25 protein-coding genes are annotated in these 25,129 nt (G+C 40.7%); 19 read left to right on the forward strand and 6 right to left on the reverse strand.

Going from position 1 to position 25,129, the window contains the following annotated elements; translation table 11 throughout:
• Positions 1 to 281: 281 nt before the first annotated feature.
• Both FNZ24_RS18930 and FNZ24_RS18935 read right to left on the reverse strand, forming a co-directional pair.
• Positions 282 to 668 carry a DUF3301 domain-containing protein gene (locus FNZ24_RS18930; protein WP_153916389.1) on the reverse strand — a complete coding sequence of 129 codons (387 nt, stop codon included), beginning with the start codon at positions 666 to 668 and terminating at the stop codon, positions 282 to 284.
• Positions 665 to 1,690: a DUF3549 family protein gene (locus FNZ24_RS18935; protein WP_153916390.1), complete on the reverse strand. Its 1,026-nt coding sequence runs from the start codon at positions 1,688 to 1,690 to the stop codon at positions 665 to 667. Before FNZ24_RS18935 ends, FNZ24_RS18930 begins: the two co-directional genes overlap by 4 nt.
• Positions 1,691 to 1,810: 120 nt before the next feature.
• Between FNZ24_RS18935 and FNZ24_RS18940 the strand changes: the two genes are divergently transcribed.
• Together FNZ24_RS18940 and truC are read left to right on the forward strand one after the other, a co-directional pair.
• Positions 1,811 to 2,128: a YqcC family protein gene (locus FNZ24_RS18940; protein WP_153916391.1), complete on the forward strand. Its 318-nt coding sequence runs from the start codon at positions 1,811 to 1,813 to the stop codon at positions 2,126 to 2,128.
• Between the two features lie 11 nt (positions 2,129 to 2,139).
• A complete protein-coding gene (gene truC / locus FNZ24_RS18945) occupies positions 2,140 to 2,994 on the forward strand; it encodes a tRNA pseudouridine(65) synthase TruC (protein WP_153916392.1) in 855 nt (284 codons plus the stop codon).
• Positions 2,995 to 3,134: 140 nt separating this feature from the next.
• On the opposite strand, the gene FNZ24_RS18950 is transcribed toward truC, so the two are convergent.
• Entirely contained in the window at positions 3,135 to 3,317 is a 183-nt protein-coding gene (locus tag FNZ24_RS18950) for a hypothetical protein (RefSeq protein ID WP_153916393.1), read from the reverse strand.
• A gap of 157 nt (positions 3,318 to 3,474) precedes the next feature.
• Here FNZ24_RS18950 and FNZ24_RS18955 point away from each other — a divergent pair, with 157 nt between their 5' ends.
• The 3 genes from FNZ24_RS18955 (at position 3,475) to purU (ending at position 6,486) form a co-directional block, all read left to right on the forward strand.
• A complete protein-coding gene (locus FNZ24_RS18955; protein ID WP_153916394.1) occupies positions 3,475 to 3,936 on the forward strand; it encodes a flavodoxin in 462 nt (153 codons plus the stop codon).
• Positions 3,891 to 5,360 carry a PTS transporter subunit EIIC gene (locus FNZ24_RS18960; RefSeq protein WP_153916395.1) on the forward strand — a complete coding sequence of 490 codons (1,470 nt, stop codon included), beginning with the start codon at positions 3,891 to 3,893 and terminating at the stop codon, positions 5,358 to 5,360. Before FNZ24_RS18955 ends, FNZ24_RS18960 begins: the two co-directional genes overlap by 46 nt.
• A 244-nt stretch (positions 5,361 to 5,604) precedes the next feature.
• Positions 5,605 to 6,486, forward strand: a complete 882-nt coding sequence (purU, locus tag FNZ24_RS18965) for a formyltetrahydrofolate deformylase (protein WP_153916396.1) — start codon at positions 5,605 to 5,607, stop codon at positions 6,484 to 6,486.
• Positions 6,487 to 6,622: 136 nt separating this feature from the next.
• Here the strand turns inward: purU and dapD are convergent, their stop codons facing one another.
• From dapD to map, 3 genes are read right to left on the reverse strand one after another with little or no spacing between them, the layout of a single operon-like run.
• A complete protein-coding gene (dapD, locus tag FNZ24_RS18970) occupies positions 6,623 to 7,447 on the reverse strand; it encodes a 2,3,4,5-tetrahydropyridine-2,6-dicarboxylate N-succinyltransferase (RefSeq protein ID WP_102527878.1) in 825 nt (274 codons plus the stop codon).
• 20 nt (positions 7,448 to 7,467) lie between these two features.
• Positions 7,468 to 10,047, reverse strand: coding sequence for a bifunctional uridylyltransferase/uridylyl-removing protein GlnD (glnD, locus tag FNZ24_RS18975; RefSeq protein WP_153916397.1), 2,580 nt, complete (start codon positions 10,045 to 10,047; stop codon positions 7,468 to 7,470).
• 25 nt (positions 10,048 to 10,072) lie between these two features.
• Positions 10,073 to 10,864 carry a type I methionyl aminopeptidase gene (map, locus tag FNZ24_RS18980; protein ID WP_153916398.1) on the reverse strand — a complete coding sequence of 264 codons (792 nt, stop codon included), beginning with the start codon at positions 10,862 to 10,864 and terminating at the stop codon, positions 10,073 to 10,075.
• Between the two features lie 336 nt (positions 10,865 to 11,200).
• Between map and rpsB the strand changes: the two genes are divergently transcribed.
• From rpsB to lpxB, 14 genes are all read left to right on the forward strand, one after another.
• Positions 11,201 to 11,929 (forward strand): 30S ribosomal protein S2, encoded by a 729-nt coding sequence (gene rpsB / locus FNZ24_RS18985; RefSeq protein WP_153916399.1) that lies wholly within the window; start codon positions 11,201 to 11,203, stop codon positions 11,927 to 11,929.
• A gap of 117 nt (positions 11,930 to 12,046) precedes the next feature.
• Entirely contained in the window at positions 12,047 to 12,898 is an 852-nt protein-coding gene (gene tsf, locus FNZ24_RS18990; protein ID WP_153916400.1) for a translation elongation factor Ts, read from the forward strand.
• 67 nt (positions 12,899 to 12,965) lie between these two features.
• Positions 12,966 to 13,694: a UMP kinase gene (gene pyrH / locus FNZ24_RS18995; protein ID WP_153916401.1), complete on the forward strand. Its 729-nt coding sequence runs from the start codon at positions 12,966 to 12,968 to the stop codon at positions 13,692 to 13,694.
• A gap of 128 nt (positions 13,695 to 13,822) precedes the next feature.
• A complete protein-coding gene (gene frr, locus FNZ24_RS19000) occupies positions 13,823 to 14,380 on the forward strand; it encodes a ribosome recycling factor (RefSeq protein WP_153916402.1) in 558 nt (185 codons plus the stop codon).
• A gap of 83 nt (positions 14,381 to 14,463) precedes the next feature.
• A complete protein-coding gene (gene uppS / locus FNZ24_RS19005) occupies positions 14,464 to 15,288 on the forward strand; it encodes a polyprenyl diphosphate synthase (protein WP_153916403.1) in 825 nt (274 codons plus the stop codon).
• A 22-nt stretch (positions 15,289 to 15,310) separates the two neighbouring features.
• On the forward strand, positions 15,311 to 16,168 hold the full coding sequence (locus FNZ24_RS19010) for a phosphatidate cytidylyltransferase (protein ID WP_153916404.1): 858 nt from the start codon (positions 15,311 to 15,313) through the stop codon (positions 16,166 to 16,168).
• Between the two features lie 6 nt (positions 16,169 to 16,174).
• Entirely contained in the window at positions 16,175 to 17,365 is a 1,191-nt protein-coding gene (ispC, locus tag FNZ24_RS19015) for a 1-deoxy-D-xylulose-5-phosphate reductoisomerase (protein WP_153916405.1), read from the forward strand.
• Between the two features lie 14 nt (positions 17,366 to 17,379).
• A complete protein-coding gene (rseP, locus tag FNZ24_RS19020) occupies positions 17,380 to 18,750 on the forward strand; it encodes a sigma E protease regulator RseP (RefSeq protein ID WP_153916406.1) in 1,371 nt (456 codons plus the stop codon).
• Positions 18,751 to 18,780: 30 nt separating this feature from the next.
• Positions 18,781 to 21,264 (forward strand): outer membrane protein assembly factor BamA, encoded by a 2,484-nt coding sequence (gene bamA, locus FNZ24_RS19025; protein ID WP_153916407.1) that lies wholly within the window; start codon positions 18,781 to 18,783, stop codon positions 21,262 to 21,264.
• A gap of 56 nt (positions 21,265 to 21,320) precedes the next feature.
• Positions 21,321 to 21,818, forward strand: a complete 498-nt coding sequence (locus FNZ24_RS19030; RefSeq protein ID WP_153916412.1) for an OmpH family outer membrane protein — start codon at positions 21,321 to 21,323, stop codon at positions 21,816 to 21,818.
• Positions 21,818 to 22,837, forward strand: coding sequence for a UDP-3-O-(3-hydroxymyristoyl)glucosamine N-acyltransferase (gene lpxD / locus FNZ24_RS19035; RefSeq protein ID WP_153916408.1), 1,020 nt, complete (start codon positions 21,818 to 21,820; stop codon positions 22,835 to 22,837). Before FNZ24_RS19030 ends, lpxD begins: the two co-directional genes overlap by 1 nt.
• A gap of 38 nt (positions 22,838 to 22,875) precedes the next feature.
• On the forward strand, positions 22,876 to 23,337 hold the full coding sequence (gene fabZ / locus FNZ24_RS19040) for a 3-hydroxyacyl-ACP dehydratase FabZ (protein ID WP_153916409.1): 462 nt from the start codon (positions 22,876 to 22,878) through the stop codon (positions 23,335 to 23,337).
• Complete coding sequence (lpxA, locus tag FNZ24_RS19045) at positions 23,334 to 24,104, forward strand: acyl-ACP--UDP-N-acetylglucosamine O-acyltransferase (RefSeq protein WP_153916410.1); 771 nt, start codon at positions 23,334 to 23,336, stop codon at positions 24,102 to 24,104. The genes fabZ and lpxA overlap by 4 nt, the downstream gene beginning before the upstream one ends.
• Before the next feature lie 8 nt (positions 24,105 to 24,112).
• Positions 24,113 to 25,129 (forward strand): lipid-A-disaccharide synthase (gene lpxB, locus FNZ24_RS19050; RefSeq protein WP_153916411.1); only part of this gene is annotated, 1,017 nt, incomplete at its 3' end.

Here is a 25,129-nt window from a genome sequence, read left to right on the forward strand (position 1 = left end):
MTAGCTGGATGGCTTAACAAAAGTACAAGAGGCCGCGACAATTTATTGCCGCGGTCTTTCTTTTGGGCTGAATATGATATGAGCCGTATTTTGACTTGTGTATTTTTCAACAGCCACTCAATAAAATCATTTTGCCAATAAAAAACGCCATTAAGAGAGCATTTCTCCTAATAGCGTTTAATATATTGCTTTTTAAATCAGTATTTTTTGTCACTATATTTTGAGTAAATACGAGTTATATCAACTCTACAATGACTCACTGGTTAGTCAGTTAATAGACCTTAACGGCACTTACCTGAGCTACAGCTTGATGCGCCGCCACAGCCACCAAACTTTCCTTTTGCCATTGGCGCATCCATCCATTCAGGCTCAGGGAAAATAGGCCAATTAATCTTCTCTATTTTTTTACTGTGCATGTTGATATGACCGCGATATTGGTTAATTCCATCGGTACTGAATTCAAACATAAATTTTGCTCGCCAACATAAACCTGTTGAACCGCCAATACTTGGTCTAGCCGATTCCATCGCAATAGCCAGTAATTGTACTTTTTGATTTGCACAAGATTTCTCAGCGTATCGGCGACTGATTTCAGCCATCTGGCGTAACTGCCAAAAGAATGCAGCAACAACTACAACAGCAACGATTAAAATAAAGTCTGACATCATTGGCTAACGGCCCTAAATAATCCGCCGATGGCGGAAGAAAGTTTTTCACTACGATCAGCACTTCTTAAATCAAGTAATAGTGAATTTCGTAGACTTGGAATAGCTACGATATCAGCAAAAACTTGATTAAAGAAGTTTTGTGGTTGGTTAGCTAAGACTTCAAGATAAAGTTTGCGAGTTACATCATCTTTTAAAGCTGTCCAACTTCTTGCTGCAATAGTGATCAATAAATTTTCATCGAGTTGCTGTAAATTAACCAGTTGTTGAATAGCTTTTTGAGTCAATTCAGGTTGCGAAGCAAGAGCGCGAAGGTAGATATGTTTATGTTCCACTTCGGCAGATGACAAATTATCGTATAAGGTTTCAGCTAATGTATTTGAAACAGCAACATGTTCTAAACATTGGCAAATTGCGGCTTGTACTTCTAAGGGAGCAAGCTTCATTGCTGTATTAATATGCTTATCATGATCAAACTTATCTAAGCGGACACAGACATCGGCAATGCCTTGTAAACCCAGTTGCTGCCAGCTGTCATCTTGGGCATTTTTTTCATTCAGATTTGAAAAATACTGAGCGGCATATTCGTACTGGGCAGACGCTTGTTGGCTCAACTGTTTTTTTACCAATGCGTTAAATAAGGCTAGCTTCTCCTGACTCGGTTTGAAGCTGAACGGATGATTAGCATAACGCTCTTGTTCTTCATCAGAAAGCGCTTTGGTTGGATCTCGCCCTAAGGCTTCTAAGATCATTTTGATAAATTGGCTACGTTGAGCTGGAGACAATAACCCTTGTTCATCAAGCGGAAGCTTTAAAAACCAAATAAATGGTATCTCATTTTCTCGCCAAAACACGATGGCGAATTGAGCATGGCCTTGAATCGGAAAAGGGTAAGGAGTATTCAATGCTTCAATTTGGTTGAATAACACTGGATCAATGTTTTCAACTCTGCGGCCTAAATCATAAACCTGAAATTGAGTGTTAGCGGTGTCTAGGAATTGGCTTAAGGTTTCGAGTTGTGTCATGGGAGCTTATTTATCGCGATTAACTTTGCCGCTATTATAGGGTTAATAGGCGTCTGATGATATAATTAGTAGCACAAACAACTGTGATTATTCAAACCGTTTAAGCGAAAATCTGCCGTTATGCCTCATATTCAAACCGCTCAATTTTTAAAACAGTTAGAACAACAGCTTATTCAAAGTGCTTTATGGTCGCAAACCGTGCCTTCTGAACAAGCCCTTGCCAGTACTGCACCATTTGCTTGTGATTCATTGCGCTTTGAACAATGGTTACAGTTTATATTTATTCCTAAAATGAACCAATTGATAGCGCAGGGCCTTCCATTGCCAACGCAAATTTCACTCTCTCCAATGGCTGAGCAAGCTTGGGTAAATCATCAAGATTTATCAACATTGACTGCACTATTAGGGCAGATAGACGACTTTTTAACGCGTCAGTAATAGGTATATAAATGACAGAAGATAAATACGTTAGCCCATTTGCTGATGACGAATATTTTGATAGTCATGGTGATGTGGATCCTACAGGGGTTGAAGATAGCGATGAAGTCGCTCCTGAACTTGAGATTTTATTTGAAGATGAGCATATTGTTGCGATTCACAAACCTGCAGGTTTGTTAGTTCATCGTTCTTACCTTGCTAGAAAAGAGCGTTTTTTTGCGATGCAGCTAACGCGCGACCTAGTAGGTAGTCATGTATTTCCTGTTCATCGTCTAGATAGACCCACATCAGGTGTGTTGGTATTTGCTAAAAGTAGCGAAGTGGCTCGCGCATTATGTGAGCAGTTTGAGCAACACCAGATTGAAAAAACATATCTTGCATTGGTTCGAGGCAATATGCATGAAAGTGCAAGGCTTGATTATGCTCTTAAAGTTGAGCTTGATGATGTGGCTGATAAAAAAGCGCGTAAAGATAAACCGCCTCAAGATGCCGTTACTGACTATGCACCATTATTAAATACGGAAATCCCTTTTAGCTCTGGTCGCTACCCAAGTAGTCGCTTTTGTTTAATTAAATTAAGCCCACAAACTGGACGTAAACATCAGCTGCGTCGCCATATGGCTCACCTACGTCATCCAATTATTGGTGACACAACACACGGTGATGGTAAACAGAATAAATTTTTCAGATCGCACTTTGACATTAATCGTTTGTGGTTGATTGCTAAATCAATTCGATTTATTCATCCTGTAACCAATGAGCCTATGCATATTGAGACTGAGCTTGAACAAGAATGGCTAACGATATTTGAACAATTTGGTTGGCAAGAGCAACTTGATAATACAAGCCCTTTCGACATTGCTTAATTTGGCGCCTGATGTGAGGCTAAACAGCCTTATCTTGTGTAATCAAAAGCATAGAAACTAAAAAATATAAGAGATACCACTGATAGGTATCTCTTTTTGTTGCTATCTGCAAAATGTACTTGCAAACTTTCGTTGAATTTTTAGCTGGCTTTTAGCGGCCTTTTGGTATGTGCTAGCAACACAGACTTAAGTTTTTCAAACTCTTCAATCTTTTCTAATGGTTTACTGGTGTCTTGTTGCTCACTACGAAAATAGAAGTTACGTCTAATATGGGCTGATTTGTGTTGCAGTTTGAACAATCTGTGCCTGTTGGCCTGACGCATAACAGTAACCTTAACGATTGGGTAAGTTATTACTTTTGTTTGTATTTCATACTTGCAGCCTAGTATTAGAATACAGTATGGTGAAGTTATTAACCTCATAGAGCAGCGCACTGCTTAGTGAATTATAGAAGTCAGTTAACTTAAAGAGAAGTATATCATGGAAAAAGTTAATTTAGTGTTCGGTACGGTATATGGTAGTGCTCAATTTGTTGCTGAAACACTCACCGATAAAATTGCAGAACTCGATTTTAAAACTAATTTACTGCAACCTAATGATTTAGTCGGCTATGTGCCCAGTGAAGATGAACTACTGATTATCGTGACTTCAACAACCGGCCAAGGTGATTTACCCGATGATATCGCCCAATGGTTTGGTGAATTAAAATCAGTTGCTCCTTATTTACCTAAACTGCAATACAGTATTATTGGTCTTGGTGATTCAAGCTACGAAACCTTTTGTGGTGCTGCGAAACAATTTGATGAATTACTCATTGAGCTGGGTGCAACCAGCTTGACTGAAACATTAGAAATCGATGCATGCGAAACCATGGAACCGGAAACTGAAGCGACAGAATGGATACCAACTTGGCAGGCCGCGGTTCAATCTCTCGCCAGTTAAGAAGGCTTAGCCAGCAATGGTTTAAGTTTGCCCAGCGCCTGAGTCAGGCGCTGCTTATCCCTATTGCCATTTTACCTGCTGCGGGCGTGATGCTCGGCCTGTCATTTAACCCTTTACCATTTATTCCCACTGAACTTGCAACGGTTTTCTCTGCTGTAGGTAATCTTATTTTCACCATGATGCCTTTGTTGTTTGCTATCGCGATTGCGATTGGTTTTTGCAAAGATCAGGGTATTGCTGCATTTGTCGCTGTTTTTGGCTATGGGGTGTTTATTTCAAGTCTTGGCGCATTTACTGCTATTTATGAGTTAAATTCCCGACCGATATGGGGAATTGAAACCATAGATACGGGGATCGCAGGTGGGATATTGGTCGGCGCACTAACCTGTTTTATCGTGCGATTAAGCCAAGATGTAAAACTACCAGCCATGTTTTCGTTTTTTGAAGGTCAACGTAGTGCGGCTTTGCTCATTATTCCATTTTCAATGGCATTGGCCTTTGTGTTAGCGCATATTTGGCCAACACTTGCTTACTATATTGATTCGTTATCACTTTGGGCTGTCTATCAAGATCCGGCGATTGCCTTTGGGGTATATGGCACCATCGAGCGATTTTTAATTCCTTTGGGGTTACATCATATCTGGAATGCCCCTTTTTATCTTGAAGTAGGGCAATATTTTCATGAAGGGAAAATGGTACGTGGTGAAATTGCTAGATACCTTGCTGGCGACCCATTAGCTGGCAATCTAGCAGGTGGTTATTTAATAAAAATGTGGGGCTTACCTGCCGCTGCATTAGCGATTTGGCGCTGCGCGGATAAGTCTGAACGTAACCGTGTTGCCGGCATTATGTTATCAGCCGCAGCCACAAGTTGGCTTACGGGCATCACTGAGCCGATTGAGTTTGCATTTATGTTTGTGGCACCTGTGTTGTTTGTAATTCATGCCATATTCACTGGGCTTGCTTATACCGTCTGTATTTTACTTGATGTTAACCATAGCGTGGTGTTTTCCCATGGGTTAATTGATTTCAGTTTATTGTTTGCTCAATCGTCTAATACCAGCTGGTTTTGGTTCTTAGGGCCGTTAACTGCTTTTCTGTACTACCTTATTTTCAGAGTCAGCATCATAGCGTTTAATTTGAAAACGCCAGGTCGATTAGCGTTAGAAGATGATGGCAATAAAGAAAGCCTAAGATCAATGATAAGCGCATTGGGTGGGCCAGATAATATTGTTGAGTTAAATGCCTGCCTCACCCGATTAAGAATCGCGGTTGTTGACCCTAAGCTGGTAGATAAACCTAGACTAATGCGTTTAGGTGCTAAAGGAGTCATAAAGGTCGGTAAAGGCGTGCAAGTGGTATTCGGCACTAAAGCTGAAAGTCTGCGTAAACTATTACAAAAGTATTTAGATACTCGAGTTTGATTAACCCGAGTATTGACTCCCATTTTCGATTATTGACTTAGCAAATCTTGTAAGCTTTAACTTAACCGTATCCTAAATTATAGAATTATCACCTTAAAGCCTTTATTTTTATTAATACCTTAAAGAAAACCACTTTATTATCTTCCTATCAAAATAAAAAGCCCAGCGTCAGTTACTTTTTTTAAAGCTGTGGTATTAATGATTTTGTAGCAGCGTATATTTTATCTATATGAGTAGTTTATTTATGAACAAAACACATATTAGCCCACAAAGTGATACCGATATAACATCATTGCCTCGCAAAATTTTACTTACAGATTGTGAAGACGCCCAAGGGTTAATAGCTAAAATCACTGGAGTGTGTTTTTCTCATCAGCTTAATATTATCAAAAACACTGAGTACGTCGATCACCAACAAGGGCGCTTCTTTATGCGTACAGTGCTTGAAGGTGAAATTAACGATGAAGTATTACTCGCTGACTTACGCAAAGTATTGCCAGAGCAGAATCATATGAAATTGGTCAATGCCGGTAAAAAGCGCATTGTGGTATTAGTGACTAAAGAAGCACACTGCCTAGGCGATATTTTGATGAAATCCTATTATGGTGGTTTAGATGTTGAGATAGCAGCCGTCGTTGGCAACTACGATACTCTTGCTGGCTTAACAGAAAAGTTCGATATTCCTTTTCATTATGTCAGTCATCAAGGGTTAGACAGACAAGCACATGAGCAGGCGATTCTTGAAAAAATCAATTTATACTCGCCAGACTATATTGTACTTGCGAAGTTTATGCGTATTTTAACCCCTGAGTTTGTCGCTGAATTCCCTAATAAAATCATTAATATTCATCATTCATTTTTGCCTGCATTTATTGGCGCTTCTCCTTATCGCCAAGCATGGGAGAGGGGAGTGAAGATCATTGGTGCAACGGCGCATTTTGTGAATAACTGCTTAGACGAAGGGCCTATCATTAAGCAAGATGTGATTAATGTCGATCATAGCTTTAGTGCTGAAGAAATGGCGCATAACGGCCGTGATGTGGAAAAGAGTGTATTAAGTAAAGCGTTGCAGTTAGTGCTTGAAGAGCAAGTAGTGGTTTACGGCAATAAAACGATCGTATTCTAAAGTTAAGACGACTCTATCGATACTTTCAATAATCCCGACAATATTCCCGACAATAAAAAAAGGCTCAGTACGAATACTGAGCCTTTTCGTTATTAGAATAGGTAAGTTAACACCTACATATTCCTAATAAAGTGTATTAATCAACGATACGTAAAAGTTCGTTAATACCTACTTTACCGCGAGTTTTAGCGTCTACTTTCTTAACGATGATTGCAGCGTATAGGCTGTATGTACCACATTTAGAAGGTAAGTTACCTGATACAACCACTGAACCTGCAGGTACACGGCCGTAATGAACTTCGCCAGTTTCACGATCAAAAATACGTGTGCTTTGGCCAATGTATACGCCCATTGAGATTACGCTGCCTTCTTCAACAACAACGCCTTCAACAATTTCACTACGTGCGCCAATGAAACAGTTATCTTCAATGATGGTTGGGCCAGCTTGTAATGGCTCAAGTACGCCACCAATGCCAACACCACCTGATAAATGCACGTTCTTACCGATTTGTGCACAAGATCCAACAGTTGCCCAAGTATCAACCATAGTGCCTTCATCAACGAATGCGCCAAGGTTAACGTAAGAAGGCATTAATACGGTGTTCTTACCGATAAATGAACCTTTACGAACGGTTGCTGGTGGAACAACACGAATAGCTTCTTCTTTAAAGCGTTCAGCTGTGTAGTCAGAGAATTTTTGTGGCACTTTATCAAAGTACTTAGTGTCACCGCCTTCAACAACTTCGTTGTCGAAAATACGGAAAGAAAGTAAAACAGCTTTCTTTAACCACTGATGTACATGCCATTCGCCATCAATCTTTTCTGCTACGCGAGCTTGACCTTTATCAAGCATGCTAATAACAGTTTCGATATCTGCACGAACACTTGGCTCTACCGTGCTAGGTGTGATGTCCTGACGAGCCTCAAATGCAGCTTCTATGCGTTGGCGTAATGCCTCCATTACTTTCTCCCAAATTGTATTTATTGATGTAAAGGTTGTGTCAGCGCTTCAGAAAGCGCCTCAGATAATTGTGTTTGTTGTGCTTCGCTGAGTGCTTGGCCGAGAGCAGTTTGTAAAATAAAGAAATCTTCAGCTCGCTCTCCGATGGTGGTAATTTTGGCTGATAATAATTTGATATCGCAGCGGTAAAGTACATCACCTACTTTTGCCAACAGCCCAGGACTGTCTAAGGCAATAAGCTCCATCATACTTGTATCATGCTTCGCACCCGGTAAGAAACTCACTTGTGTGCGAACTTTAAAAGGTTTCATGATTCGTGACATTTTTCTAAACTTTGCTGGTTTAGATTTTTGTGCTGTTAAACGCTTCTCAAGTGATTTTTTAATCGACTGTATGCGGGAAAGTTGGCTAATTGGTTCGCCATCTTGCTCCAGAATAACGAATGTATCTAATGCATAGTCGTCATTTGATGTCATAATGTTAGCATCATGAACATTAATGTTTTTGTTATCTAACACAGTCATAACAGTGGCGAATAATTTGGGTTTATCTTTAGCGTAAACAAATAACTCACTGCCACCACGGGTCGTATGCTTCGAAATAAGTACTAACGGCTTTTGTTTATCATGTTTGAGCAGCGCTTCCGTATGCCAAGAAACTTGGTTTGGTTGATGACGCAAAAAGTAGTCATCTTTAAATCTACTCCAAAGCTCATTAATCGCTTTTTGTTTAACTCCACGTCTTAATAGCTCTTTTTGTGCTTTCTGCTGAGTTTCAAGTACTCTGTCAGCGACATCGATTGGTTTTTCTTTACCTCGAGATAGCACGCGCTGGGTGGAGAAATATAAATCCCTTAATAGTGAGCCTTTCCAGTTATTCCATGCTTTATGGTTGGTTGCACAAATATCGGCAACCGTTAGGCAATATAAATAGCTTAAATGCACCGCATCTTGTACTCGGTCTGCAAAAGTTGCGACAACCTCTGGGTCAGATATGTCGCGGCGCTGAGCAGTAACTGACATAACAAGATGGTTTTCAACTAACCAAGCCACTAATCTGCCGTCATGATCGCTTAAGCCATGGAGTTTACAAAAATCTAAGGCATCGGTGGCCCCTAACTTACTGTGATCGCCGCCTCTACCTTTAGCAATATCATGGAAAATAGCCCCGAGGACTAATAAGCCTTTTTTCGGCAATTGATTAATGAGAATAGCACCGAGTGGAAATTCATCTTTTTGTTCGGGTTGAGCAAAGCGCTCGATATTAAGTAATAACCGATGGGTATGTTCATCAACAGTGTATGCATGGAATAAATCAAATTGCATCTGACCTTCAATTTTACGCCATGCAGGTAAGTATGAAGATAAAATGCCGTGCTTATGCATTAATGATAACGCAGCTATACCACGAGGGTGTTTTAAAATAGCCATAAAATACTTTCGGCATTCAGGGCTATCTTGCAGTGGTGCTTTTAAACGTCTTCTAGCTTGTCTCAGTAAACGCAAAGTAGGGGCATAAATTCGTCTTACATTGGAGTTTTTAGCGACCAAGAAAAATAAATTAATAATTTGTTCAGGGTGTTGTTCAAAAAGTTGATCATCTAAGACTTCAATATAACGACCACGACGCTGATAATTATCATTGATCGGATAAATGGTTAATGAAGAAGACAAGCTCAATGTTGCACGCTTAAATAGCTGCAACAGCATTTCATTTAGCTCCATCACACGTCGTACCGTGCGGTAGTAGCGCTTCATCATTTGTTCTACAGCAAGTTGAGTATCATCTTTATATCCCATCATGCTAGCCACTTGTCTTTGTAAATCAAATAACAAGCGGTTTTCGTTACGGCCTGAAATCATGTGCAAGCTAAATCGTAATTGCCACAAGAAGTCCTGACATTCTACTAGCTCTTTTAACTCAACAGGTTCAAGAAAATCATGGTCGACGAGCTCAGACAATGAGGCAGCATCAAAATGGCGCATTGCCACCCAAGCTACAGTTTGAATATCACGCAGCCCCCCTGGACAAGACTTGAGATTAGGCTCTAAGTCAAAGGCATTTGCTTTTAAGTGGCGTTGGTGTTGCTCTTCAATTTTTCCGAGGAAAAAAGTATCTGATGGCCAAAAACCTTCTTGCCTAATCGCATCGTAAAGTTCATCGAATAACGATGCTTGTCCAATTAGCAGCCTAGCCTCAAGTAGGTTGGTGGCGGTGGTGATATCTTGCTGACCTTGAACTAATGTTTCTTCAATAGTGCGTACACTATGACCCAGCTCTAGACCTGAATCCCATAAATATGTAATGAATTGGCTAATGGCATCTTTAGCTTGCTGACTGGCAATATCTGATTGGGATAAAAGTAGCAGATCAATATCTGAGTGAGGATGAAGCTCGCCGCGGCCATAACCGCCCACGGCTATAAGGCTAATATGATGATTGTTTAAATCAAATTTAAGCCAGCTTTCTTTTAAAAGGTCATCAACAAATTGACAGCGCTGCTGAACAAGTTCCGTTATTGGATTATTCGCAGTGAACTGCTCCAATAAACGCTGGTTAAATTCTATAAGCGTGTTTTTAGCTACCAGCGCAGTGTTCATTGATGTCCTTATTTACGTTAAATTTTTAAACAGTTCTAGGGAAGTCTTCTTCGCTACGTAACGTAAGCACTTCAACACCCGTTTCTGTTACTAATAATGTGTGTTCCCACTGAGCTGATTTTTTACCATCTGAAGTGGTTACTGTCCAGTTATCTTCTTTATCTAAAACAGTTGTGTAGCGTCCAGCATTAATCATTGGCTCAATGGTGAAACACATGCCAGCTTTTAATACTGTGTTGTCATTATTCTTATAATGAACCACTTGTGGCTCTTCATGGAAGCCTTCGCCAATACCGTGACCACAGTAATCTTTTACGATTGAATATTTATCTAAACCAGATTTGCTGGCTTTAATGAACTTTTCAATTGCAGTTCCAATTTCACCTAATTTAACACCTGGACGGACTTTTTTAATTGCAAGGTACAGGCTTTCTTGGGCGATTCTGGCAAGTCTTCTGTCTTTAGGACTGACATCGCCAATTAAAAACATCTTCGATGTGTCACCATGGAAGCCATCTTTAATGACAGTGATGTCGATATTTAAAATATCGCCGTCTTTTAATTTATAACCACTTGGAATGCCGTGACAAACCACTTCATTTACTGAAGTACAAATAGACTTTGGGAATCCATGGTAATTCAGTGGTGCTGAAATAGCGTCATGTTCTTCGGTAAATTTTGCACAGATGTCATTTAGCTCATCTGTGGTAACACCGACCTTTACATGAGGTGCGATCATTTCTAGTACTTCTGCAGCTAATTTGCCTGCTGCACGCATTTTTTCGATTTGTTCTGCTGTCTTGATGACTATGCTCATGAATATTCTCTTACCCTTGTATCAGTCAAAAAAGGCGCAAATAAATTTGGCAAAATTTGTGCTTTTTACCTAGTTATGGTATAAAGCGCGCCGTTGTGTTTAAGTCTTAATGAAGCTGTAATTTGAATAAAGTATAAATACTTTCTTCACTTACTGTTCCACTAAGCGTAAAATATGGCGGCCATTATACATGTTATAGATGGCAATTTAACTAAATACTAAATCACACACGTATCGACACATTCTTCGGGGTGCTCTTAGTGCGCTTTTTTAGCAAGCAAGAGTCGAAGGTATGGGATTCGTGGAGGTCTAACCCCCAAAATTAAGGTATATAAAATGACTACTGTTTCAATGCGCGACATGCTTCAAGCTGGTGTTCACTTCGGTCACCAAACTCGTTACTGGAATCCTAAGATGAAGCCTTTCATCTTCGGTGCTCGTAATGGTGTTCACATCATCAACCTTGAGCACACTGTGCCAATGTTCAACGAAGCATTAGCGTTCATCAGCAACGTTGCTTCTAAAAAAGGTAAAATCCTTTTTGTTGGTACTAAGCGCGCTGCTGGCGAAGCTATCAAAGAAGCTGCAGTTTCTTGTGACCAGTACTATGTTGATCACCGCTGGTTAGGCGGCATGTTGACTAACTGGAAAACTGTTCGTCAGTCAATCAAACGTCTTAAAGAGCTAGAAAGCCAGTCAGTTGACGGTACTTTCGACAAGCTTACTAAGAAAGAAGCGTTAATGCGTACTCGCGAGCTAGAGAAGTTAGAAAAATCTTTAGGCGGTATCAAAAACATGGGCGGCTTACCTGACGTATTATTCGTTATCGGTGCAGACCATGAGCATATTGCTATTAAAGAAGCTAACAACTTAGGTATCCCAGTTGTTGCTGTTGTTGATACTAACTCTGCTCCAGACGGCGTTAACTACATCGTTCCTGGTAACGATGATGCTATGCGTTCTATCCGTTTGTACACTACTTCTGTTGCTGCAGCTGCTAACTCAGGCCGTGGTCAAGATTTAGCTGTTCAAGCTGAGCAAGACGGTTTCGTAGAAACTGTTTAATAAGGCGTGATGGTTTCCATCTCCCTTATTGGCCAATAAAGAAATTGGTGAGCAGGGGCCTTATGGGCCCCTGTTTTTAAATGCAATATTAGACGAATTTAAATAGAGGATTTAACAATGGCAATTACTGCTGCCCAAGTTAAAGAACTTCGTGACCGCACTGGCGCTGGCATGATGGACTGTAAAAAAGCATTGACTGAAACTAACGGTGATATCGAGCTAGCTATCGATAACATGCGTAAAAGTGGTGCTGCTAAAGCTGCTAAAAAAGCAGGTAACATTGCTGCTGAAGGTACTATCCTTATCCAAAGCGGTGAAGGTTACACAGCTTTACTAGAAGTTAACTGTCAAACTGACTTCGTTGCTAAAGATGGCAACTTCTTAGCATTTGCTAACGAAGTACTAGCTGTTGCAGCTGCTTCTAAAGTATCTATTGAAGATCTTAAAGCACAATTCGAAGAAACTCGTGTTGCGCTAGTAGCTAAAATCGGTGAAAACATCAACGTTCGTCGCGTTGAATACATCGATGGTGCTGTTCAAGCTACTTACCGTCACGGCGACCGTATCGGTGTTGTTGTAACGGGTGAAGCTGATGCTGAAACTCTTAAGCACATTGCTATGCATGTTGCTGCTTCTAAGCCTGAATTCGTTAATCCAACAGACGTTCCTGCTGATGTTGTTGCTCGTGAGCAAGCACTTCAAGTAGAAATCGCGATGAACGAAGGTAAGCCTCAAGAAATCGCTGAGAAAATGGTTATCGGTCGTATGAAGAAGTTTACTGGTGAGATCTCTCTTACTGGTCAAGCTTACATCATGGAACCTAAGAAAACTGTTGGCGATATCCTTAAAGAGAAAGGCGCTTCAGTAACTAACTTCATTCGTTTAGAAGTTGGTGAAGGTATCGAGAAGAAAGAAGAAGATTTCGCTGCAGAAGTTGCTGCACAAATTGCTGCTACTAAAAAAGCGTAATTAAACATCTCTTCATACCCTAAAGCCGCAGCAACCGCTGCGGTTTTGTTATAATTAGGAAAAAATTATGAGCACCAATCCAAAACCTGCATTTAGACGCGTTCTTTTAAAGTTAAGCGGCGAAGCGTTAATGGGCGAAGAAGGCTTCGGTATTGACCCTAAAGTTCTTGACCGTATGGCGCAAGAAGTAAAAGAGTTAGTTGAACTTGGGATTCAAGTTGGGGTTGTTATTGGTGGTGGTAATCTATTCCGTGGTGAAGGCTTAGCACAAGCTGGTATGAATCGTGTTGTTGGTGACCATATGGGTATGCTTGCAACTGTGATGAATGGCTTAGCAATGCGTGATGCGCTGCACCGTGCCTATGTAAATGCTCGTTTAATGTCTGCAATCCCACTGAAGGGTGTGTGTGACGACTACAACTGGGCTGAGGCAATTAGTTTATTAAAATCAGGTCGAGTAGTTATTTTTGCTGCTGGTACTGGTAACCCATTTTGTACGACCGATTCTGCTGCGTGTTTACGTGGTATTGAAATTGAAGCTGAAGTGGTTTTAAAAGGAACTAAGGTTGACGGTGTTTACTCAGCGGATCCTATGAAAGACCCTGAAGCGGTAAAATACGACTCATTAACTTATGACGAAGTATTAGAAAATGAATTTAAGGTGATGGATTTAGCTGCATTTACGCTAGCCCGTGACCATGACATGCCTATCTTAGTGTTCAACATGAATAAACCTGGTGCTTTACGTCGTGTTATCATGGGTGAAGAAGAAGGCACGCACATTAAAACTAACTAAATCTAATTAGGTTGGTTTGTTTTACGCTAAAATTTTCATTTGAACGAGTATCGACATAGATTTGTCTATGTGCCATTCTCAGGTAGTCGTTCAAGTAATAAGTATTTGTGACCAAAAGGATATTTATCGTGATTGATACAATTAAAGAAGATGCTCAAGACCGTATGAGCAAGTGTGTTGAAGCTACTAAAAACCAAATGGCTAAAGTACGTACTGGTCGTGCTCACCCAAGCCTACTTGATTCAATTCAAGTTTCATACTACGGCTCAATGACACCGCTTAAGCAAGTTGCAAATATTGGTATTGAAGATTCACGTACCTTAAACGTAACCGTGTTTGATGCTACTATGGTACAAGCTGTTGAAAAAGCTATCATGAGCTCTGACTTGGGTCTTAACCCAATGACTGCGGGTAATGCAATGCGTATTCCTTTACCTGCTTTAACTGAAGAACGTCGTAAAGATTTCATCAAAGTCGTTCGTGGCGAAGCTGAAAACGGTCGTGTTGCAGTGCGTAATGTTCGTCGTGATGCTATCAGTGAAATCAAAAAACTTGAAAAAGCAAAAGAGTGTACTGAAGATGATGTTCGCCGCAGCGAAGATGAAATTCAGAAGTTCACCGACGCAAGTATCAAAAATATTGATGGAATTTTAGCTGCTAAAGAAAAAGAATTGATGGAAGTCTAATTCTCGTCCTAGCAAAGCTAGAGTTAAAGCGCCGTGTAAGGTTATACTACACGGCGTTTGTCTATTTGAAAGGGTTGTAATAGATGTCATCCACTGTTGGATATGAGCCAGAAACACAATCGAGTGCTGATATGGAATCATCGGAAATTTTGCCTGGTCAACTTTCTGATGTCGTTAAGCAGTCGCTTCCTCAACACGTCGCTATTATTATGGACGGTAACGGTCGCTGGGCTCAGCAACAAGGAAAGCCAAGAGTGTTTGGTCATAAGGCCGGGGTCAAAGCAGTGCGCCGTGCTGTTAGTGTTGCCAGTCAACTGGGTATTGAGTCATTAACCTTGTTCGCTTTTTCAAGCGAGAACTGGCGCAGACCTGATAAAGAAGTCAGTTTATTAATGGAATTATTTTTCTCTGTCTTACAAAGAGAAATAAAACTGTTACAAAATAATCAAGTTCGATTAAATATTATTGGTGATATCAGTCGTTTCTCTGCACGTTTACAAAAACAGATCCAAAAAGCACAACAACAAACAGCAGATAACACAGGTCTGGTTCTAAATATTGCCGCAAATTACGGTGGCCGTTGGGATATTTTACAAGCTGCACAAAAGTTAGCTGATAAAGTCGCTCAAGGAGAAATCGAATCAAGCGAATTGAATGAAGAAACATTAAATCAGCAGCTTTGCATGAGCGAGCAACATGAAGTTGATTTAATGATTCGCACAGGCGGTGATTACCGCATTAGTAATTTTATTTTATGGCAGGCTGCATACGCTGAATTGGTCTTTACTGAGACTTTGTGGCCAGATTTTAATGAGCAAGCATTTAAAGATGCACTTGCTGTTTTTGCCAGTAGGCAACGTAGGTTTGGTTTGACAGGTAGTCAGATTGAAGAAATACGTGCTATTTAAAAATATTTAAGAGGCTTTTGCTTTGTTAAAACAACGAATTATAACAGTTTTATGGTTACTTCCTTTAGTAATAGGTGCCATATTCTTCTTACCCGCTGAGTATTTTGCTTGGGCACTTATTCCTGTCTTTATGATAGGTGCTAAAGAGTGGGGAAGCTTTATTGACCCACAATGTACAGCAACGCAATGGACCTTTACTGCAACCGTGACATTAATCTTATTGTCATTGAATATATTTGTGCCTGTTGAGGCATTATGGCTAAAAGGCCAAGTTCATCCCATCTTTTTGGCTATCATTACCATTGGTTTATTTTGGTGGATAATTAGCACTTTACTGATTTTTACCTTCCCAAAGAGTGGTGAGACCTGGAAAAACAGTCCGATGTTAAAGTCGATGTTTGGTCAGTTAACTCTCATTCCATGTTTCGTATCGCTTATTACACTTAAATCAATTAGTAGTAATGTTGACCCATACTTTGGCGGAGCATTAGTATTTCTCGTAATGCTCGTGGTTTGGGCTGCTGATACAGGGGCATACTTTGCAGGCCGCTCATTAGGAAAACATAAACTAATGCCTAACGTCAGCCCAAATAAAACCTTAGAAGGTTTAGGTGGTGGCTTGGTCGCAACCATGGTTGTTGTTATTGGGGTTATGTACTATTCACCAGAGCAAGAATTAGGTTTAGTGATTGCTGTGACCCTGATTACTGCGCTGGCATCCGCTTTTGGCGATTTATCTGAAAGCATGTTTAAACGCGCTGCCAATATTAAAGATTCAGGTAAAATCTTACCTGGACACGGTGGAGTGCTAGATAGAATGGACAGCCTTACTGCTGCACTACCTGTGTTCACCTTTATTTACCTTGCATTCTGGGTTTAATTTACCATGCAAAATATGGTTATTCTTGGAGCGACAGGCTCTATTGGTAGTAGTACTTTAAGCGTTATTGGGCATAACCCAGAGCAATATAATGTCTACGGGCTAGTGGCTAATTCCAGTGTTGATAAAATGCTAGCTCTTTGTATTGAGCATAAACCACGTTATGCGCATATGGTAGATGCGCAGGCCGCTAAATCCCTTAAAGCTAAATTGCCAGCCAATCTATCAACTGAAGTGATTACCGGTGAGGATGAGCTAATTGATTTAGTCTCAGCATCAGCAGTCGATACAGTAATGGCGGCTATTGTTGGAGCGGCAGGGCTAAGATCTACTTTCGCAGCTGTTAAGGCTGGCAAGAGAGTCTTATTAGCCAATAAAGAAGCGCTTGTGATGTCTGGTGAGCTCTTTATGAATGCTACCCATGAAAGCGGCGCAACATTGCTTCCTGTAGACAGTGAGCATAATGCCATTTTTCAGTGCCTACCGACAGAAGTTCAATCAAACCTTGGTGAATGTGATTTAGCTGCATCTGGTATATCGCATATTTTACTCACAGGTTCAGGTGGCCCGTTTTTAACCGCAGATATTGCTACGTTAGATGCGATGACGCCAACCCAAGCCTGTAATCATCCTAATTGGTCTATGGGACCTAAAATTTCTGTTGATTCAGCTACGATGATGAATAAAGGCCTTGAGTTTATTGAAGCTCGCTGGCTATTTAATACTAATGCTGGGCAACTTAAAGTCGTTATCCATCCCCAAAGTGTTATTCATTCTATGGTGCAATATTTAGACGGTTCTGTTATTGCGCAAATGGGTAACCCTGATATGCGTACACCAATTGCGCATTGTATGTCTTTTCCTGAAAGAATTTACGCTGGAGTTGAACCTTTGGATTTTTTCAAAGTCCGAGAATTAAGCTTCTGTGAACCTGATTATCATCGTTTCCCATGTTTAGCACTTGCAATGCAAGCGTGTGAAAAAGGACAAGAAGCAACAACAGTGCTTAATGCAGCTAATGAAATAGCTGTTGATGCATTTTTAAATCAACACATAAAATTTACCGATATTGCTCGAGTGAATGAGACCTGTTTAGAAAAGGTACCTCAATCTTCATTAAGCACCATTGAAGATATTATGAATTTAGATGCTCAAGCTCGAGTTATCGCAAAAGAAGCAATCAAAGCAATTAACTAGTTCGTAGGAGAACGATGTTCGATTTTTTATGGAACCTGGGGTCATTTATTGTCGCACTGGGTATTTTGATTACAGCACATGAATACGGACATTTTTGGGTCGCACGTCGTTGTGGTATCAAAGTAGAACGTTTTTCTATTGGTTTTGGCAAAGCAATTTGGCGCAAAGTTGGTAAGGATGGCACTGAATATGTCGTCGCCATGATCCCGCTTGGTGGCTATGTCAAAATGCTTGATGAGCGTGTTGAAGACGTTCCTGAAGAGTTAAAAGATCAAGCATTTAATCGTAAAACAGTTTGGCAGCGTATCGCTGTAGTTTCAGCGGGTCCCATTGCTAACTTTCTGTTTGCAATAGTTGCCTTGTACATTATGTACATGATTGGTGTCTCATCTCTTAAACCTGTTATTGATACAACCAGAGAAAATACCCCAGCTGCGCAAATTCAGCTGCAAGAGCCTATGCAAATTGTGTCAGTGTCTGGTCAAAAGGTTAGAAACTGGGAAGAGGTTAATCTTGCTTTGGTGAGTCATATTGGAGGCCGAGAAATTGATATCAGTCTTCAACCATTGTCGAGCTCAGATGCAGATCAAACGCCGCTTAAAACTTTTACCCTCGATATACGAGACTGGCAATTCGATCCTGATAAAGAGTCGCCAATAACTGCGATGGGATTGGGAATATACCGCCCAGGAATAGAGCCAGTTATTGGGCTTATAACAAAAGGCAGTGCCGCTGAGATAGCAGGCTTAGAATTGGGCGATGAAATTATCAAGATTAATCGTCAGCCTTATCAAGATTGGAATGGTTTTGTAGATGTGATACAAACGTCTGCTGATAAGGATGTAGAGCTAACCGTTCTTCGAAATAATCAACAAAAGACATTAGTGGTGACTCCACAAGCACAAACCAACGCCAATGGTGAAACAATCGGTGTTGTAGGTGTTAGCCCAACTCAAATTGATTGGCCTGAAAGTATGCGCTTCCAGCTTGAGTATGGCATAGTAGATTCCTTTGCTGCAGCAGCAGATAAAACATGGCAACTTGTGGTTGTCAGCTTTAAGATGATTGGAAAATTATTTACCGGCGATGTGTCGGTGAAAAATCTGAGCGGTCCGATTTCTATAGCTCAAGGTGCTGGTACCAGTGCTGACTATGGATTGGTGTATTTTCTCGGGTTTATCGCACTCATCAGTGTGAACTTAGGCATCATTAATTTAATGCCTTTGCCAGTACTCGATGGGGGACACTTGCTGTATTACTTTATCGAAGTGATTACGGGTAAGCCTGTGCCGGAGAAGGTACAGGATATAGGATTCAGGTTTGGTGCAGTTATGCTGCTGTTGTTGATGAGTATTGCACTCTTTAATGATTTTTCCAGACTCTGAGCAGGGAACACAAATAATTAGAAGTGCTCTATGAGATTGAATAAACTTTTTGCCTCGATGATTTTAGTCGGCGCGTCATTTTCAGGCAATGGTGTGGCTGAAACTTTCCAACCATTTGAAGTGACCGACATCCAGATTGATGGTTTACAACGAGTTGCACTTGGTGCTGCCTTGTTAAGTCTCCCCGTAAAAGTGGGTGATACTGTTGACCAAGTTAAATTACAACAAGCGATTAAAAGCTTATATGCCTCAACGAACTTTGAAACAATCAGTGTAGCCCACGATGGTGGCATATTGCTTGTTAATGTTAAAGAGCGTGCGACGATCAGTGCTGTTACTTTTGAAGGTAACAAAGATATTAAAGACGAGCAGCTTCAAGAAAGTTTGGACGGCTCTGGTATTAAAATCGGTGAGTCACTCGATAGAACCATGTTGTCTGGCATTGAAAAAGGTCTACAAGATTTCTATTACGGTGTAGGTAAGTACGGTGCGAAAGTTGAAGCTGAAGTTATTAACTTACCTCGTAACCGTGTTGAACTTAAGTTCAACTTCACAGAAGGCTTAGCCGCAGAAATCCGTCAAATTAACGTAGTGGGTAATACGGTATTCTCTGATTCAGAGCTTATCGGTTTACTTGAGCTTAAAGACTATGTTGCTTGGTGGGACTTATTTGGTGAGCGTCGCTATCAGAAACAGAAGCTTCAAGCTGATTTAGAAACGGTTAAAACCTATTATCACAATCAAGGTTATATTCGATTTGAAGTCACTTCGACTCAAGTTGCAATGACACCTGATAGAAAAGGTTTATACATCACCATTAATGTAGATGAAGGTGAGAAATATAAAGTTTCTGAAGTTAACTTAACCGGCGAGTTAATGGGCCGTGAAAAGTTAATGAAAGCGATTTTGCCAATCAAAGAAGGCGATATGTACAACGGTGGTGATGTGACATTTACCGAAGAGATGTACAGTAAATATCTAGGTCGCTTTGGTTATGCTTATCCAGAAGTGAAAACCTTCCCTGAAATTAACGATGAAACCAAAGAAGTTGCGTTAAATATCAATGTTAATCCAGGAAAACGTGTTTACGTACGTTCTATTAACTTCAGTGGCAACGCCGTTACTAAAGATGAAGTGATGCGTCGTGAATTACGTCAAATGGAAGGTGCCTGGTTAAACTCGGCTCAAGTTGAACAGTCTAAAGCGCGTTTAAACCGTTTAGGCTATTTCGAAACCGTTGATACAGAGACAGTTCAGGTACCGGGTAGTGATGACCTTGTTGATGTCGCATTCAATGTAAAAGAGCAACCATCTGGTTCATTTAATGCTGGTGTGGGTTACGGTACTGAATCTGGACTGAGTCTTCAATTTGGTGTGCAGCAAAGTAACTTCTTAGGTACAGGTAACCAAGCTGGCGTAAGCTTAAATACCAACAAATACTCTAAGAATGTTAACTTCTCTTATACTGACCCATATTTCACCAAAGATGGCGTGAGTTTAGGTGGTAGCATTTACTGGAATGAATTTGATGCGAACGAGGCTAACCTTGAGCGCTATAAAAACAAATCTTACGGTATTGCATTAAACTCAGGTTTCCCAATTAACGAATACAACCGTTTAAATGGTGGTATTGGTTATCGTCATAACTCGATTTCTGAGATTTCGGCTTATGAGCAAGCATTGCGTTTTTACAATGTATACCGTGAATCTGATGATCCAAATGCCGACTTAAGTTTTGATAACTTTGAACTTAATGGTGGTTGGTCTCGCAGCACATTAAACCGTGGTACCTTCCCAACAGATGGTTCATCACAACGTTTCAGTGCTAAAGCGACTATCCCAGGTTCAGATTTACAATACTTTAAGACGGATTTAGATACTAACTTCTATCTTCCATTAACTCGTAACCATGGCTTCGTGTTATTAACGCGCGCTAGGTTAGGTTATGCGAATGGTTATGGTCAGTTTAATGATAATGACCAAATTCTTCCTTTCTGGGAGAACTACTATTCAGGTGGTAGCAGTTCGTTACGTGGTTTCAAGTCTAACTCTGTTGGCCCACGTTCATTCTATTTATACCGTGGTAGTGAGCCATGTTCACCAGATCCTTCTGGCGAGAGTTGTTCGTTACCAGGTGAGCCAAACCAAATTCAAGTGAGTTCAGGTCGTTCAATTGGCGGTAATGCAATTGCGACTGCGAGTATGGAAATGATTGTTCCAACTCCATTCTTGGATGAGGCTTATTCTAATTCAGTACGTACTAGTTTCTTCGTTGATGCTGGTAACGTATGGGATACCGAGTTTGATTATGACTCGTATAGATATCTTCCAGCTGATGAGTTTGATAAATTGGAAGATTATAGTGACCCAAGTCGAATCCGTGCCTCTTGGGGTATGAGTGTTCAGTGGTTATCACCGATGGGACCTATGGTGTTTAGCTTGGCTTGGCCGATTAAAGAATACGAAGATGATGAAACAGAGATCTTTTCGTTCAATATTGGCAAAACGTTCTAAAACAAATACACTCGGCAAGTTTTGCTGATAATAACAAGGAGTCTATTTTGAAAAAGATGGTAAATCGCGCGTTAGTAACACTGGCATTTTTAAGTGCACCTATGATGGCACATGCAGAAAAAATTGCTGTTGTAGATATGGGCGAAGTATTTGAGCAACTACCTCAACGTGAACAAATTTCACAATCTCTAAAAACAGAGTTTGGGGATCGAGTTGCTGACGTACAAAAAATGCAAGAAGAAATGCGTGTTATGGTTGAGAAGCAACAACGTGATGGTGCGTTGATGAGCGAAAGCCAAAAAACGGATCTTGTACGTAAAATGGAGTCACTAAAGTCTGATTTCCAACTAAAAGGCAAAGCACTTGATGAAGACATGCGTCGTCGTCAAGGTGAAGAGCAGAATAAGCTTTTAGTTAAAGTACAAGAAGCTATCAACACTATCGCTGAAAAAGAGTCTTACGACATCGTACTTCAACGTGGTGCAGTTATCTATGTTAAGCCTGATGCAGACATCAGCGATAAAGTTGTTCAAGCGTTAAGTAAAGGCAACTAATGAAAACTGTGACTTTAAAAGAGCTTGGTCAGCTGTTGGGAGCGTCGGTTAAAGGTGACGAAACATTGGTTATTACCAGTGTGGCGACTTTGGAAGATGCTACCCAAGATCAACTTTCTTTTTTAGCCAATAGTAAGTACCGTGCGCAGCTTGAGAACTCTCAAGCTGGTGCGGTGTTATTGAGTGAAAAAGATGCTGAAGATTACCAAGGTAATGCTTTGGTTTTGAAAGATCCCTACGTTGGCTTCGCCCGTGTAGCCCAACTTCTTGATACCACTCCTAAAGTGACTTTAGGTATCCATCCTTCCGCGCAAATCGATCCGTCAGCTCAGTTAGGTGAAAATGTGGCAATTGCTGCAAATGCCGTAGTGGGTGCCAATGTTATTTTAGGTAACAATGTACAGATTGGTGCAGGCTCTGTTGTTGGTGAACAATCGGTGATCGGTTCTGGCTCTTGTTTAAAAGCCAATGTGACTTTTTACCATAATGTGGTTGTAGGACAAGATTGTATATTCCATTCTGGTTGTATTATTGGCTCAGACGGCTTCGGCTATGCCAATGAAAAAGGCAACTGGATTAAAATACCACAAACAGGTGGTGTTCGAATTGGCGACAATGTTGAAATAGGTGCAGGCACTACAGTGGACTGTGGCGCGCTTTCTCCTACAGAAATTCATGATGGCGTCATCATCGACAACCAGGTACAAATAGCGCATAACTGTGTTATTGGTCAAAATACTGCAATTGCAGGTGCTTCATTTATTGCAGGTAGCACGACAATTGGTAAGTATTGTATTTTAGGTGGCGGCTGTGGTGTTGCTGGTCATTTAAAAATTATTGATGGCACCCATGTATCTGGTAGTACCAATATAACGAGCGAAATTCGTAAACCTGGTCTGTATTCATCTGCTACAATTGCTATGGATAACAAGACGTGGCGACGTAATACCGTTCGTTTTCGCCACTTAGACGAATTATTTAATCGTGTTAAAACGATTGAAAAGAAAATCAAAGATTAGAAGTCATGGCTCATAGTAGCCATTGCGAGGAATTAAGCGTGTCAAACGAATTAAATACAATGGATATTGAAGAGATCCTTCAGTATCTTCCTCATAGGTATCCATTTTTGTTAGTTGACCGTGTATTAGATTATACCGTTGGTGAATCTTTACATGCGATTAAAAACGTGACGTTTAATGAACCATTTTTCCAAGGTCACTTTCCTGTAAAACCTGTTATGCCTGGTGTTCTTATTATTGAAGCTATGGCACAAGCAACAGGTTTATTGGCATTCAAGACCATGAGCCCTGAGCCTTCACCAGATGTTTTATATTTGCTAGCTGGTGTCGATAAGGCGCGTTTTAAACGCGTTGTTTCTCCAGGTGACCAAGTTCATTTCCATGTCAAAATGATTAAAGAACGCCGAGGGATTGGTGTATTTGAAGGACAAGCATTCGTCGATGGCGAGTTAGCTTGTTCTGCCGAAATTATGTGTGCACGTAGAGAGATCAACAAGTGATTGATAAGTTAGCATTCGTACATCCAGACGCAAAAATCGGTAACAATGTCACTATTGGCCCTTGGAGTTATATTGGCGCTGATGTTGAAATTGGCGACGACACTTGGGTTAGCTCACACGTTGTCATCAAAGGTCCAAGCGTTATTGGTAAGGGCAACCGTTTTTTCCAGTTCTCATCTATTGGTGAAGAATGTCAGGACAAAAAATATGCGGGTGAGCCAACCACATTGATTATGGGTGATAATAATATTGTCCGTGAAAATGTGACCATTCATCGTGGCACTATTCAAGATAATAGCGAAACCCGTATTGGCTCTAATAATTTATTAATGGCCTATGTTCATATCGCCCATGACTGTGTTCTAGGCGACAACATCATCATGGCAAATAATGCATCTATTGCAGGTCACGTACATGTTGGCGACTGGGCTATTTTAGGCGGTATGACTGGTGTACATCAGTTTGTGCATATTGGTGCTCACGCCTTTACTGCTGGCTCGTCAACTATTTTCCAAGATGTGCCGCCATTTGTTATGGCTGCTGGTAGCCCTGCTATCCCTCGTGGATTAAATGCAGAAGGCCTTAAGCGCCGTGGTTTTACTAAAGAAACACAACACGCGATCCGTCGTACTTATAAATCTCTATATCGTAAAAACTTAACTATCGAAGAAGCATTGGCTGAAATTACCGAAGATGCTGAGTCAGATGAGTATGTTAAAGGTATGGTTGATTTTATTAATGGCTCTTCCCGTGGGATCATTCGATAGAATAAACAATGACAAATAATACCCCTCGTATATTTGCAATGGTCGCCGGAGAAATCTCCGGCGATATTTTAGGTGCAGGATTAATTAAATCCTTGCAAAAGCAATATCCAGATGCCAGATTTATTGGCATTGGCGGTCCGCAGATGGAAGCGCTTGGCTTTGAAAGCTTTTTCTCTTATGAAGAGCTTGCTGTGATGGGGATTGTTGAGGTCCTAGGGCGATTACCAAGATTACTCAAGGTTAGGGCTACGCTAATTGAAAAAATTTGCCAAGCGAAACCTGACTGTTTTATTGGTATCGATGCTCCCGATTTTAATATCGGTCTTGAGCTAAAGCTTAAGAATAAAGGTATTAAAACTGTTCATTATGTCAGTCCATCTGTTTGGGCTTGGCGTCCAAAACGTATCTTTAAAATAGCGAAAGCCACTAATATGGTATTGTCGCTACTGCCTTTTGAAAAAGCCTTTTACGATAAATACCAAGTGCCTTGCACTTTTGTTGGTCATACATTGGCTGATGACATTCCAATGGAAAGTGACAAACTTGCTGCACGCGAATTACTTGGACTAGATTCAAATGCAGAATACTTAGCGGTATTGCCAGGTTCTCGCGGTAGTGAGCTTAAACAACTTGCTGAACCATTTATCAAAGCTATCGTCATCGTTAAGCAGAAATATCCAGACATTAAATTCGTCACTCCTCTAGTCAATCAAGCCCGTAGAGAGCAGTTTGTTGCTGCACTTAAAGAGTTTGCTCCTGATCTAGAGATTGATCTTATAGAAGGTCAATCACGCGAAGTAATGGCTGCATCGGATGCTATATTACTTGCATCAGGCACTGCAGCGTTAGAAGCTATGTTGGTTAAGCGCCCAACAGTCATGTCTTATCGCGTGAATGGACTGACTTACAGCATTGCTAAAAGGTTGATGAGCCTTGAACATTATTCTTTGCCGAATTTATTAGCCGATAAGGCATTAATTCCTGAGGTTGTGCTCATTGCATTCATCTTGCACAACCTCAGGAAT

This window comes from Shewanella sp. TC10 (genome assembly GCF_009663145.1).
Lineage (GTDB): Bacteria > Pseudomonadota > Gammaproteobacteria > Enterobacterales > Shewanellaceae > Shewanella.